The 13486-nt window shown below is 55.5% G+C and carries 14 protein-coding genes and 1 tRNA gene; 10 read left to right on the forward strand and 5 right to left on the reverse strand.

Annotated features, from left to right (window positions below):
• Positions 1 to 183: 183 nt before the first annotated feature.
• Positions 184 to 984 (reverse strand): DUF2059 domain-containing protein, encoded by an 801-nt coding sequence (locus GOV88_RS14000; protein ID WP_171121417.1) that lies wholly within the window; start codon positions 982 to 984, stop codon positions 184 to 186.
• Positions 984 to 1826, reverse strand: coding sequence for a DUF2059 domain-containing protein (locus tag GOV88_RS14005; protein ID WP_171211503.1), 843 nt, complete (start codon positions 1824 to 1826; stop codon positions 984 to 986). Before GOV88_RS14005 ends, GOV88_RS14000 begins: the two co-directional genes overlap by 1 nt.
• 124 nt (positions 1827 to 1950) lie before the next feature.
• On the opposite strand from GOV88_RS14005, the gene GOV88_RS14010 reads away from it, so the two are divergent.
• The 9 genes from GOV88_RS14010 (at position 1951) to GOV88_RS14050 (ending at position 10577) form a co-directional block, all read left to right on the forward strand.
• A tRNA-Ser gene (locus GOV88_RS14010) sits at positions 1951 to 2040 on the forward strand.
• A gap of 177 nt (positions 2041 to 2217) precedes the next feature.
• On the forward strand, positions 2218 to 2676 hold the full coding sequence (locus GOV88_RS14015) for a hypothetical protein (RefSeq protein WP_171240820.1): 459 nt from the start codon (positions 2218 to 2220) through the stop codon (positions 2674 to 2676).
• 206 nt (positions 2677 to 2882) lie between these two features.
• Positions 2883 to 3911, forward strand: a complete 1029-nt coding sequence (locus GOV88_RS14020; protein WP_171240821.1) for an alcohol dehydrogenase catalytic domain-containing protein — start codon at positions 2883 to 2885, stop codon at positions 3909 to 3911.
• 75 nt (positions 3912 to 3986) lie between these two features.
• Positions 3987 to 4862, forward strand: a complete 876-nt coding sequence (locus GOV88_RS14025; RefSeq protein ID WP_171121413.1) for a branched-chain amino acid ABC transporter permease — start codon at positions 3987 to 3989, stop codon at positions 4860 to 4862.
• 4 nt (positions 4863 to 4866) lie between these two features.
• Positions 4867 to 5964, forward strand: coding sequence for a branched-chain amino acid ABC transporter permease (locus tag GOV88_RS14030; protein WP_171121412.1), 1098 nt, complete (start codon positions 4867 to 4869; stop codon positions 5962 to 5964).
• The gene (locus tag GOV88_RS14035) at positions 5961 to 6725 is read left to right on the forward strand and encodes an ABC transporter ATP-binding protein (protein WP_171240822.1); all 765 of its coding nucleotides are present in this window, start codon (positions 5961 to 5963) and stop codon (positions 6723 to 6725) included. The genes GOV88_RS14030 and GOV88_RS14035 overlap by 4 nt, the downstream gene beginning before the upstream one ends.
• Entirely contained in the window at positions 6722 to 7495 is a 774-nt protein-coding gene (locus GOV88_RS14040) for an ABC transporter ATP-binding protein (RefSeq protein ID WP_171211507.1), read from the forward strand. The genes GOV88_RS14035 and GOV88_RS14040 overlap by 4 nt, the downstream gene beginning before the upstream one ends.
• Positions 7496 to 7500: 5 nt before the next feature.
• On the forward strand, positions 7501 to 9387 hold the full coding sequence (locus tag GOV88_RS14045) for a long-chain fatty acid--CoA ligase (protein ID WP_171240823.1): 1887 nt from the start codon (positions 7501 to 7503) through the stop codon (positions 9385 to 9387).
• A 29-nt stretch (positions 9388 to 9416) separates the two neighbouring features.
• Complete coding sequence (locus GOV88_RS14050; protein ID WP_171240824.1) at positions 9417 to 10577, forward strand: ABC transporter substrate-binding protein; 1161 nt, start codon at positions 9417 to 9419, stop codon at positions 10575 to 10577.
• Positions 10578 to 10637: 60 nt separating this feature from the next.
• On the opposite strand, the gene rpsI is transcribed toward GOV88_RS14050, so the two are convergent.
• The 3 genes from rpsI to GOV88_RS14065 form a co-directional block, all read right to left on the reverse strand.
• Positions 10638 to 11123: a 30S ribosomal protein S9 gene (rpsI, locus tag GOV88_RS14055; RefSeq protein ID WP_170388395.1), complete on the reverse strand. Its 486-nt coding sequence runs from the start codon at positions 11121 to 11123 to the stop codon at positions 10638 to 10640.
• A gap of 6 nt (positions 11124 to 11129) precedes the next feature.
• Complete coding sequence (gene rplM / locus GOV88_RS14060; RefSeq protein WP_039536983.1) at positions 11130 to 11588, reverse strand: 50S ribosomal protein L13; 459 nt, start codon at positions 11586 to 11588, stop codon at positions 11130 to 11132.
• A 163-nt stretch (positions 11589 to 11751) separates the two neighbouring features.
• Entirely contained in the window at positions 11752 to 13155 is a 1404-nt protein-coding gene (locus GOV88_RS14065; protein WP_171240825.1) for a PLP-dependent aminotransferase family protein, read from the reverse strand.
• 98 nt (positions 13156 to 13253) lie between these two features.
• Here GOV88_RS14065 and GOV88_RS14070 point away from each other — a divergent pair, with 98 nt between their 5' ends.
• Positions 13254 to 13481 (forward strand): DUF1127 domain-containing protein, encoded by a 228-nt coding sequence (locus GOV88_RS14070; RefSeq protein WP_171121406.1) that lies wholly within the window; start codon positions 13254 to 13256, stop codon positions 13479 to 13481.
• Positions 13482 to 13486: the final 5 nt, after the last annotated feature.

Here is a 13486-nt window from a genome sequence, read left to right on the forward strand (position 1 = left end):
TCTGTGGTCCCCTTGCGGGCATTAATGGCCTCAGCCACCTCGAACAGCGCGCCCTTTTCGGGCTGTGTGACGACCTTTCGGGGTAACCCCTTAGGTCAATAATAACGAGACCCGGCGCGGAAAATCCGGCCGGGATGCGCGCTTATCCATAGATTGAAGAGGAAAGTCAACATCAAATACGGTTTACAGGTCCGATCCGCTCAGGACATGCGAAACTGCTAGACCGAGGCGGTAATACACGTCGTCGTACATACGATTGAAGCCAAGAAAAAACGCATCATTCATGGCACGGCCCGTGTCCGTTCGCGAGAATGCAATGTTTTCACGCATCTGTGCCTCGGTCAGTGGCTGATAGGCCAAAAGCAGGAAGGAATACAACCACGTAACAGTTTCCCGTTCAATGTTGTCTTTGTCGAGAAGCAATTGCTCAATCAAGTCAGTCCCGTCACCGCCAGCATCTTCTGTGAGTGCACGGAAAAAGTTGTAGTCGGCGTTTAGGGAACTCTGGACATTCTTTTCGATCAGGTCGTTGACCTCGATATATTCGTCAATCAGCCGATAAGATTGCGAGGATCGGTCGATTGCGAAATAGCTGTCCTGCGCCATTTCCTTGATGGTTTCGTCCTGAATTGCCAATCGAGCCGAGTTTTCAAGCGAAACAATCGTTTGACCCAAGTCGCTTTCAAAAAACACGATTGCGCGGTCCAACTGGCTGTCTGTCAGGGTTTCGAGGAAAGCCATGGAAATCTGATCATGTATCCAGTCCGGATTATAGATGTCTTCTATCTGGGTGTGAAAGTACTCACCGCCTGAGTTTCCCAGAAAGGTTTCGTTCATCGTGTGCGCTTGCGCTTTACCTTCGCTTGTCAGGATGTCGACAACCTCGGACAGGCGCAGCGCCTCCATAAGGCGGTCCACTTTTTCTGCGGCACTCAGCGGAGTGATCCACAGCACAGCGACGAACAAAGTGGTCAAGAAGCGCATCAGATATCCTGTGCGGGATGTAGATCCGCCATTCGTACTGCCAGCACCTCGAACTTCATCGCCATGATTTCGTACTGAATCGCGTTTAACAATTCATATACTTCCTGCATCAGGGGGTCTTCCAACGCTTCGGCATAGGCGATCACCTCGTCGTCGGAAAAGCCTTGATAGGTGTACGCCGCGCCTGCCAGTGCGGAAAGCTGCAAAGCCTGTCGCATACCGATTTCGTTTTGCTGCATCATCTGGCGCAGTTCGTCGGCGCTAAGCTGAAGGTCAATGACGCCGGACGCGCTGGCGGCCAACAGGAATCGGACCTGGATTTCCTGAAGGGCGCGCAAAGCCGTACCACTGGCGTCAATGGCCGTGTTCATGCGTTTGAGGCTTTCCACCCTCTTGGATCCCTCCTGGACCAAACTGGAAACGATTTCCTGACCCTCAAGCTGTTTGGTGTCGTCATCCTCGATCATATGAGATTCGTTCTCGGCCTCGACCAGACGCTGCCCAAGATCCGAGGCATAGAACTCGACCGCGTGGTTCAGCGCATCGTCGCTGAGTGTTTGTTCCAATATCGACACGGCCGTTTCGTGCATGTCTTCGGTGTCAAAGACCTCTTCGGTCAGGCGTGTCCAGTCCGAGCCGAATCCCTCGGGGTCAATTCCCAGCATTTGCGGTGCCGACGCCGACGCCAGCGCGATGCTTTCCAATGCGACGTCGAAACCGGTGGTGGTTAGAAAGGCTTCGATCCGGTCCCTATCCGCCGCACCAGCCGGAAGGGACAGTGTGGCAAGCGTGGCAACAAGGGCTGAAATCGACTGAAAGGCAGAGCGTGCAGAGTGTATCATGGTATCAGAGCCTAGGCGTTTTACGCCAACAGGCAATGGAAAATCCCGTCAGATTGAATTTCAGGAATTTTCTGCTTGCACCCCTGCGCGTTCCTCACTAAATCCCCCCCTCACAGACCCCCGCGGAGAGGTGCCGGAGTGGTCGAACGGGGCGGTCTCGAAAACCGTTGTGGGTGCAAGCCCACCCAGGGTTCGAATCCCTGTCTCTCCGCCACTATCCCCAAATGTATTGTGCGCTTTTTTGCCTTTGTGGCGCGATGTTGCCGGTGTTTCGCATGGGATCGGCGTTGCCCGGCTTAAACTCGCTTATTGATGACGTGGCCGAGGATTTCCCCTTGGATAATCCCTATCTTTAAGCCATCCCGGTTACACATATTCTGAGGAGATTTCGATGTCGCGTACTATCGTGTTAGGTGTAGTGGTCGCCGCTATTGGTGCTGGTATCTACTACTATTTGAATCAACCCGAGCCGACCCCAGCGGAACGGTTGCAATCAGCGGCTCAGGATGCAGGTGATGCCGTCAGTGACGCCGTGGAGTCGGTTACAGAACAGGCCTCTGACGCAACAGATCAAGCAGGTCAGGCAGCGACGGACCTTGCAAATCAAGCTGGCGAAGAAGTGGCTGCTTTGGCAGAGCAAGGTCAGGATCTACTGAATTCCTGGATCGAAGAAGGCACGCTGACGGTGCAAAATTTCGATTATGATGCGATGGTCGCGTCGGTCCAGAACAGCGCATTGGCGCAGGATATGAAAACGAAGGCCATATCCATTCTGGACGAAATCAAAGCCTCTCCTGAATTGTTCGCAGCAAAACTGCAGGAATTGCAGGCCTTGCTTCAGGGACAATAAAAAAAGCGGGCCGCCAAATTGGTGGCGGCCCGATGCGTTGGCCGCGTGGCGGAGTTCCGTTAGGTAAGTCTCCGACAAAGTTGACGTAGCGCGAAACCTTTGTTTGGCTGACTGAAAACCTGACACGTACCTGGAAGTGTTTTCGCGAAGTCTTGTCAATATTTTTGGCACGGCGTGGAGATAACACCCAAAGAAGAGGATTTGCGATGGCCGCCCTGCCCTCTAAAATGTTTGCAGTTATTCAGACGCATGACGGCTATTCGGACACAGCCTCAGGACCATTCATTGATGATGCCGCCGATTGGCTTGCGGAAGCTGATCTACCGGTACCGGTACCCGGTCCCGGACAGGTTTTAATCAAGCTGCGGGCTTCTTCTGTAAATCCGTCGGATATCCATTTCATCAAAGGTGAATACGGCCAGCCACGTGTCAAAGGGACCGCAGCGGGGTTCGAAGGCTGTGGGGATGTCGTGGCAACGGGCACAGGCGCCGAGGCGTTACAAGGGAAACGCGTGGCTTTTATTGCGGCGGGCGCTGGGGCTTGGGCCGAATATGTCGTGACACAGGCGCTGATGTGTATTCCGCTTCGACCAGATGTCAGTGACGAGGATGGATCGGCACAGATCGTAAACCCGCTGACCGCCATTGCCATGGTCGATATCGCAAAGAACTCGGGCGAGGCCTTCATCGTGTCTGCGGCGACCAGCCAGTTAGGCAAGCTGATGTGCAGCTTGGGGCGCGACCTGGGGCTAAAGCCCATCGCGATCGTTCGTCGCGCAGATGCAGTTGAAGCGTTGAAATCCTTGGGGGCGCACGACGTGCTGGTTACCTCGGATTCAATGATGCTGGAGAAATTTTCCAAGCTGAGTTCTGAGTTGAAGCCACGGGTTTTTCTGGACGCAGTTGCTGACCAGATATCTGAGCAGATTTTTTGCGCCATGCCTAACGGTGCACGTTGGGTTTGTTATGGCAAGCTCAGCACGGAAACCCCCGCGCTGACGCAGACCGGCCAGTTAATTTTTATGGGAAAGCAGATTGAAGGGTTCTGGTTGACGAAATGGATGACCTCGACTCCGCCTGAGGATCAGATGCGCGTTGTTGGTGAAGTGCAGGCGCGTTTCGCTGACGGTCGCTGGAAAACGGATGTATCGCAACGGCTTCCTCTTAGGAACGTGGTGACGGGTCTGGCGGATGCGCTGAAAAAGGGTGACGGCAAGGTGATAATCGCGCCATAGTAGAACAAAGCTCTGAACAAAGGAGGATGTTCGGAGCGCCAAAAATACCGGTTGAACCGGTAATGGGAGGTGAAGTTGGATAACGCTCAGCTGTTGATCAGCGGGCTGGCGAACGGCTGTGTCTATGGCCTGATCGCTCTTGGCTTTGTTTTGATTTATAAGGCGACCGAAGCTGTGAATTTCGCGCAAGGCGATTTCATGATGCTGGGGGCTTTCGTCACCATCGGGCTTACAAATACCGAATATATGGGGCTTCCTTTCTGGATGGCGTTGCCGATCTCGTTGGGGATCATGGGTGCGCTGGGGTATTTGCTGGACCGGTTGATCATCCGAAGACTGTTCGGTGAAAGCCAGACGGCGGTTGTGATTCTGACTATCGCATTGGGCTTCGTGATCCGGTTTGCCGCGGGTTTGATCTGGGGGCACGAGCCGCAAACGCTGCAGAACCCTTTGGCCGGGAAAGAGGTCCGTTTTGGCGGCCTCGTGCTGGGGATGGAGGATGTTGCGGTTATCGTCGTCACAGTCTTGCTGACTTGGGGGCTATACATCTTCTTTAGCCGCACGAAGCTGGGATTGGCCATGCAGGGGGCATCGCAAAACCAGTTGGCGGCCTATTACATGGGTATCCCCGTCAAACGTGTTCAGGGGTTTATCTGGGGGCTAGCTGGCGTGGTCGCTGGTATCGCGGGTATCCTGTTTGCCGCCAAAGGTTCGGTCGATCCAACTACGGGCCTGCTGGGGATCAAGGCGTTTGCCGCGGCTGTGATCGGCGGGTTCGGCAGCCTGCCCGGTGCGCTGGCCGGAGGGTTGATCGTCGGCGTCATCGAGCCCTTTGCCAGCCGCTACATCGCTGCAGGATACAGCCAGATTGCACCTTATGCGCTGTTGCTGGCGGTGCTGATCTTCCGCCCCAACGGGCTGTTCAGTCAGGTTCGGGTCAAAAAGGTCTAGGCATATGCGGATTGTTTTCAAAACCAACTACATGCAGGACATCCGGCCTTGGAAAGACGGCTATCAGCTTGGGCTTTACCTTGCTCTGCTGGCAGTGGTGGCGGCGGCCCCCTGGTGGCTGGACGACTTCTATCTGGGTGAGCTGACGAACGTCCTGATCTGGGCCATCGCCGGTCTGGGCCTGATGGTGCTGACGGGCCACACCGGGCAAGTCAGTCTGGGCCACGCGGCGTTTCTAGCTTTTGGCTGCTATGCCAATGTCATCCTGCTCGAGGCCGGGGTACCCTTCCTGATCGCTTTCCCGTTAGCCGGTATCCTAACAGGCATCGCCGGCGTGACGGTCGCCATCCCTGCCCTGCGGTTGCACGGTATTTACCTCGCGATCTTCACCATGGCACTTTCGATTCTGATGGATGACGTGATCGTACTGGCCGAGCCTCTTACGGGCGGTGTCGGCGGAAAATTCATCGGAGGCGTAGATATCTTTGGCCTGACGATCGACCGTTGGGGTACCCCTGTTCAATTCTTCTGGCTGGTCTTGGGCGTTACGGTTCTGGTCACGCTGGGCTATATCAATCTGCTGCGTGCACCTTTGGGGCGCAGCTTTATCGCCGTTCGCGACTCTGAAGTTTCAGCGCAGGCGATGGGTGTTGATATCGCGCGGACCAAGATGATCTCATTCGCGCTATCCTGCGCCGTCACTGGATGGGCGGGTGCGCTGATGGGGATGTTCTCGGGCGCGTTCAACAATGAAACCTTCAGCGTTGTGATCTCGATTCAACTGCTGATGATGATCGTGATTGGTGGGCTGGGGTCGATCCACGGCGCATTTCTGGGTGCTGTTGTTATCGGGTTCCTTCCGCAATTCCTGTCGATCTCAAAGGAATATGTGGGCGCTCTGTTCGGCGGCAATACCGTTGCTATTCCAGGGCTGGAGTTCGGCATCTTCGGCATGATTCTGATCGCTTTCATCCTGTTCGAACCGATGGGCATGTATGGCCGATGGCTGAAAATCCGCACATGGTTCGAACTGTTCCCCTTCTACCGCAAAGACATGTTCAAACGTCAGAAATCTTACCTCAAGACGGAGCGCCTGAGATGAGCTTGCTTGAGTTCCAGAACGTGACCCTGAAATTCGGTGGCCTGACGGCGGTGAATGACCTGTCCTTTGCGGTTGAGGAAAGCGAAGTCTTTGCCATCGTTGGCCCCAACGGCGCGGGCAAGTCGACCGTGTTCAACCTGATTTCGCGGTTCTACGATCCGTTTGCCGGGTCGATCCGTTTTGACGGGCATGATCTGCTGCAGGTCAAGCCCTCGGGCGTGGCGGCGTATGGCGTGGCGCGGACGTTTCAGAATATCGAATTGTTCGAACATGCGACTGTGTTGCAGAACCTGCTGGTCGGGCGGCATCGGCACCGCAAAACCAACCTGCTGTCCGAGGTGCTGTTCCTGCCTTCGGCTCGTCGGCAAGAACTGGAAAACCGCGAAAAGGTCGAGGAGATCATCGACTTCCTCGATCTTCAGGCGTACCGCGACAAGATGATCTCGGGCCTGCCCTACGGAGTGCGCAAAGTGGTCGAGGTCGCCCGCGCATTGGCCACCGATCCCAAGCTGCTGTTGCTGGACGAACCGGCCTCGGGCCTGTCGGTCGAGGAAACAACGGATATGCGCTGGTGGATCGACGATATCCGGCGGCAGATGGGGATCACGGTACTGATGGTGGAACATGACATGGGGCTGGTCTCGGGCGTGTCTGACCGGGTGTTGGCAATGGCCGATGGCGCGATGCTGGCGCTGGGGACACCGGCGCAAATGCAGTCCCATCCGGCGGTGGTCGAAGCCTATCTGGGGAAAGCCTCATGAGCGCGCCGATCCTGACCATTCGCAATATCGAAAGCTTCTATGGCCCGATCATGGCCATTCGCGGCGTGTCGCTGGACGTACATCCCGGGCAGATCGTGTCGATCCTGGGCGCGAACGGTGCAGGCAAGACGACGCTGATGAAAACCGTGTCAGGCGTTATGGACCCAGAAAAGGGCAAGATCACCTTTGACGGCGACGAAATCCAAGGATCAGAGCCGCATAAGGTCGTGCAAAAAGGCATCGTCCATGTCCCCGAAGGACGCGAAGTGTTTCCGCTTCTGACGGTCGATGAAAACCTCAGCCTCGGGGCCTATACGGCGACGGATAAGGGACAGATCGACCATGACCGCGAGCTGGTGTTTTCGTACTTCCCGATCCTCAAAGAGCGCCGCAATCAAGAGGCCGGAACCCTGTCGGGCGGACAGCAACAGATGCTGGCAATCGGGCGTGGGCTGATGGCGAACCCGAAGATCATGCTGTTGGACGAGCCCTCACTAGGGCTGTCGCCCCTACTGGTGCAGGAGATTTTCGGCATCCTAAAACGCCTTAATGACGAGCAGAACATGACCATGATGCTGGTCGAGCAGAACGCCAACGCTGCGCTGGAGCTAGCGCATCATGGGTACGTGATGGAGGTCGGGCGCATCGTGATGGATGGCGACGCAGATGTCTTGATGAAATCCGAAGACATCCAGAATTTTTATTTGGGCGTTCAGGAAGAAGGCGCGCGGGAAAACCGCCGCTGGAAACGCAGAAAGACCTGGAGGTGAGTGGAATGAATATCAGCACCCTGCCCCCTCAGACCAAGATCAACGGCGTGCAATTCAACGCCACCCCCGGCCAACGCCCCGTGCTGGTGGACGAATGCCAGACCATCAGCCAGCTATTCCAAAAACGCTGTGCCGATCTGGGTACGCGCACGGCGCATCGGGAAAAGGACTTCGGCATCTGGAAAGCCTATTCCTGGGCAGATTACTGGCAACACGCAAAGTGGATCGGGTTGGCCCTGCGAAAGCTGGGTTTGCAAAGGGGTGAGGTTGTCTCGATCCTGTCCGAGGACCGCAAGGAATGGGCCTGGTTCGATATGGGAATTCAATGCGTGGGCGGGATCGCTTCGGGGGTCTACACGACTGATTCCGCCAATCAATTGAAATACTTGGTGAATGACAGCGATAGCCGGTTTCTGGTGGTCGAGAATGAAGAGCAACTGGACAAATTCCTTGAAATCGAAACCGAAGTTTCTGGCCTGTTGAACGTCATCATCCTTGAGGATGAGGGCCTGCACGATCTGGACCACGACCGTTGTATGATGATCGACGCCCTATACAACATCGGGCGTCAGGCCGAGGCCGAAGAACCCGATCGGTTCGAGGCCGAAATCGCCTTGGCATCACCGCAGGACACGGCCCTGCTGGTTTATACATCGGGTACGACGGGCGCTCCCAAGGGGGCAATGCTGAGTCATGAAAATGTTCTGGCGGCAATCGAGTGTGGCGCCAATTCTCTGCCGACCCATGAAACGGATGAGCAACTGTGTTTCTTGCCGCTGTGCCACATCCTGGAACGGGATGTGTCCGTGTATTTCCCATTGGCTGCTAAGTGCGTGGTTAATTTCGCAGAAAGCCCCGAGACTGTCTTTTCGAACCTGCAAGAGGTTTCTCCTTCAACCTTCACCGCGGTTCCGCGCGTTTGGGAGAAAATATATTCTCAGGTCCAGATCATGACGCAGGATGCAACCCCTGCTGGTCGTGCCGCTTTTGGGATGGCGTTAAAGGCGGGGCTTGCCCGGGCAGAGTACATTCTGTCTGGCCAACCCGTGCCTGCGGGTGTGGCTGCAAAATTCTGGCTGTGGGACCGCCTTGTGCTGCGCAACCTTCGCCGAATGCTCGGCATGGACAAAATGCGGCGGGGCGGTAGTGGGGCCGCTCCGATCTCGACCGATCTGCTCAAGTGGTATTGGGCCATTGGTGTGCCGTTGGTCGAAGGATTCGGTATGACGGAGACCTCTGGCTTGGCGACGCTGAATACCATCGAGGACAATAAGATCGGCACGATTGGCAAACCGGTTCCCGGCAATGATGTTCGCATCTCAGATGAAGGTGAGATTCAAATCAAGGGGCTGAACGTCTTTCAGGGATATTGGCGTAATAACGCAAAAACCGCCGAGACATTCACGGCCGATGGCTGGCTGAAAACCGGTGACATGGGGCAGATTGACAAGGAAGGCTATGTTTCCATCACAGGCCGGTTAAAGGACATCATCATTACCGCAGGTGGCAAGAACATCACCCCGGCCGAGATCGAAAGCCGACTGAAATTCAGCCACTATATCTCGGACGCAGTGGTGATCGGTGACAAGCGAAAGTTCCTGACGGCGCTGATTATGATAGATCAGGAAAACGTCGAGAAGTTCGCGCAGGATCGAAAAATTCCGTTCTCTAACTTTGCATCTTTGTGTGCAGCAGCCGATGTGAAGGATCAGATCGCGTCAGAAGTTGCAGAGGTCAACAAAGAGTTCGCGCGCGTAGAACAGATCAAGGATTTTCGTCTAATCGACGTTTTGCTGACAGCAGATGACGATGAACTTACTGCGACCATGAAACTTAAGCGCAGCTTTGTCGAAAAGAAACACGGGCACCTTATTGAAGACATGTACAAATAGACAAGGGATTACCCAAAGGGAGGAAAAACATGAGGACTCTGATCAAAGGGATGGCTGCAGCCACTGCGCTGACCGCTTCGGCGACATTTGCCAGCGCACAAACTCAGGGCGTGACAGATGATGAGATCGTCATCGGATCGGTCAATGATCTGAGCGGTATTTTCGCTGCGGTTGGTGTGCCGTCCACCAAGGGGGCCAACGTGGTGTTTGATCGCGTGAATGCCGAAGGTGGCGTGCACGGGCGCACGATCCGGTTTGTCGTTGAAGACAACGGTTATCAGATGCCGCGCGCGATGCAGGGCTATAACAAGTTGCTGAACCGAGACAAGGTTTTTGCGATGATGCAATCATTGGGCACACCTATGAACCTTGCAGGGTTCAAGCTGTTGGATCCAAAAGGTATTCCGAACGTTGCCCCTTTGACCGCCGCGCGTCAGATGTTGCAAGAGCCGATGAAGAACAAATTCACTTCCTTCTCGACTTACTTTGACCAAAGCCGTGTGGGTGTGAAATACATCGCCGACCAGTTCGGGTCGCAAAAGGTGTGCACGATGTACCTGCCCACGGATTTCGGCGAAGAAATTCTAGAAGGCAGCAAGGCCGGTGCCGAAGAAGCCGGAATTGAATTCGCCGCTGAAACAACGCACAAGCCTGATGAAACCGATTTTGTGGGATCGCTGAGCAAGCTCAAGGAAGAAGGCTGCGACATTGTAACGATGGCCTTGGGGGTCCGTCAGGTGATCACGGTCGTCGGAACAGCCAAGAAGATGGGTTTGGAGGATATGAAATTCCTCGGAACGTCGGCCAGTTTCCTGACCGTGGTCGCTCAGGTACCTGGCGGAGTGACCGACGGGTTTTATGCCGCCGCCTCGTGGCAGGACCTGTGGGCGCGTGCGGAGGAACCTGCCCCGGCCGCCTTTATCGAGGAATACAAAGCCGCAACCGGTGAAGACCCTGTAGGATTTTCGATGCTTGGCTACGCAGCGGCTGAAATGATGGTCAAAGCGCTGGAAGCCGCAGGGCCCGATCTGACGCATGACAGCTTTATCGCCGCGATGGAGTCGTTGAGCTACACAGATGAGTTGGTTGGGAATGAGATCACCTACGGTCCCGACGATCACCAGGGTGCGGATACCGTCTATGTCAGTGTTGTTGACAACGGCGTCTGGAAAAAAGTCTACGAAGAATAACCGTTCCAAAGAAAAAGGGCTCGCAGACGCGAGCCCTTTCCAATTCGATATCCGCAGCGATTAACGCTTCGAGAACTGGAACGAACGACGCGCTTTGCGCTTACCGTATTTCTTACGTTCCACAACGCGGCTGTCGCGGGTCAGGAAGCCAGCGGCTTTCAGTGCGCCACGCAGCGACGGATCATAGAGTTGCAGCGCTTTCGAGATGCCGTGCTTGACCGCGCCGGCTTGACCGGTCAGGCCACCGCCTTTGACGGTTGCAACAACGTCGAACTCACCTTCTACACCGGCAACCTGGAAAGGCTGGCGCAGGATCAGCTGCAGAACGGGACGAGCGAAGTACTTGTCCTGGTCTTTGCCGTTGACGGTGACCTTGCCGGAACCCGGCTTGATCCAAACGCGGGCAACAGCGTCTTTACGCTTGCCGGTGGCGTAGGAGCGACCCAGCTCGTCACGCACGGGCTCACGTGCGATGACTTCTTCGGCCACGGTTTCAACGCCTGCGACGGCGCTCAGCTCTTCGAGAGTATTGATCTGATCAGCCATCGGTCATTAGCTCCGGGTGTTTTTCTTGTTCATGGACTTAACGTCCAGAACTTCGGGCGCTTGCGCCTCATGAGGGTGCTCGGCACCGGCATAAACGCGCAGGTTGGTCATCTGCTGACGCGCCAGACGGTTGCCCGGCAGCATGCGCTTGACCGCTTGGGTCACGACGCGCTCGGGGTGTGCACCCTCGAGGATCTGCTGCTTGGTGCGGGATTTAATGCCGCCCGGGTGACCCGTGTGCCAGTAGAAGTTCTCTTCGCGCTTCTTGCCGGTCATCTGGATTTTGTCAGCGTTGATCACGATGACATTGTCGCCCATGTCCATGTTGGGTGTGAACGACGCTTTGTGCTTGCCACGCAGGCGCATGGCGACGATCGAGGCAAGACGACCCAGAACAACGCCTTCGGCGTCGATCAGGATCCATTTCTTGTCGATGTCTGCAGGTGTTGCAGAAAAGGTTTTCATGGCAGGATAGTCCTGTTTGATGTGAAAGACCGCCCCAAGACAGAGCGGCCCGAATTCGATGGAGCGTATTTAGAGGGGTGCGTGGTGCACGTCAACAACGTTAAGTCTAATAAAATTGTTTAATAACAAAGATTTGAAAAATAGGTATTATTTTACCCCATGATTAGACGCTGATTTGCTCGGGTGGATTGTCCAACAGGGATCTCAGCCGCTGCATTGCCTCTTCAAACCGTTCCAGAGACACATGGCCGTTCATTGCAATGCGCACCGCGTTTGGGGCGCGACCGTCACGCAATGCGAACTCGTCGGCCGACCTCAGTTGTATGCCTTCCCGTTCGGCAGCGCGGCTGAATGCGGCCGCGCGCCAGCCTGAGGGCAAATTCAGCCACACAAATGGCACATCCGGCGCCCAGCTCAGGTCGAAACCGCCAAGAGCGTTGACAGTCACACGCACATATTCGCCCATTTTCAGGCGCACATCCTTTGCGATCCGTCGGGTTCTCGGGTCTGACAACAGTAACCGAGTCAATTCCGCCAGAGGCTGTGCAAGGCCAAAATACCCGTATTCCGCAGATCGACGCAGATCGACACTTCGTTCCCGCGGCGCGATCGCAAAGCCAACCCGCAATGCCGGTGTCAGCGTTTTTGAGATTGACGACACATGCCACCCGCGTTCCGGTGCCAGTGCGCGGTAGCTGGGTTCGCGGGCATCGCCCATGCGATAGCAGTCGTCTTCTATGATTTGCAAATCAAAGCGGCGGGCAATTTCCACGATTTCCTTGCGCCGCTCCAGCGGAGCGTGGGCGCCAGTTGGATTCTGCACCTCGGGCGAAACACAGACGGCCTGCGCGGCGGTTTGGCGCAAAACTTGTTCCATGGCTTGTGGATCAATCCCCCACTTGTCCATTTTCACGCCGACAACTTCGGCGCGCATCAACTCTCCGGCGCGGCGAAACCCTGCATAGGAAAGGTCTTCGACCAGAACGACAGGTTTAGGTCCACGCAAGATGGTTTGAAACACAAGGCAAAGTCCGTTCTGGCCGCCATGTGTCAGTACAATGTCGTCATGTGACAGCGCCCCCAACGGCAGGTCCGACAACCATTCGACCACAGTTTGTCGTACGGATTGATAGGCGTCGCGGGTCGGATAGTTCAGGAACAGCCCCGGATCTGCCTGCGAAACCTTGTTAAGGCATTCCCGGATAAGGGTCACCTGCCCCACATCTGCCAATCGCGGGCTGAACAAACTGACATTGGCATTGTATTTGTCGTCCCGCAGATGCAACTGCCGCGCCCAGACATCGTCCAGAATCGGTGATTTCGGAGGGGCCACGAATGTACCACGCCCGACTTCGGCTTGTAACAACCCCTCATCAGTCAGGATCGTGTAGGCTCGTGCAACGGTCCCGGGCGTGATTTGTAACCGATACGCCAATTCACGGACCGGTGGAAGCTTGGCTCCGACGTCCAGTAACTTGTTATCAATGGCTTTTCGAATTGTGTCGGCCACCAATGTATACTTGGGGCCTTTGGATTTTGGCAGTGACTCCGGCCAAATTGTATCCATTACAATTCTTCCTTTGATTTCGACACAATTGGAAATGTATCAATCACACATACCGAACATATTACGTTTGTGTCAATACAATTGAAAGGATACCCACTATGACACGCGCAATGCACACCCCCGCCCTTTTGCTGCTGAACGACAGCCCTCGGCTGCCTTTGATCGCTGCGCTGGCCGTGCGGTTTGCGGCGACTGTCACCAAGTGGGAACGTCAACGCCGCAGCAGGGTCAATTTGTCAAAACTGGATGATCGGATGCTGCGTGATGTTGGGCTGACCCGCCATCAGGCAGACCGCGAGATCAATCGTCCGTTCTGGCACGGATAGGTTTT

This window comes from Ruegeria sp. HKCCA5491, assembly GCF_013034565.1.
Lineage (GTDB): Bacteria > Pseudomonadota > Alphaproteobacteria > Rhodobacterales > Rhodobacteraceae > Ruegeria.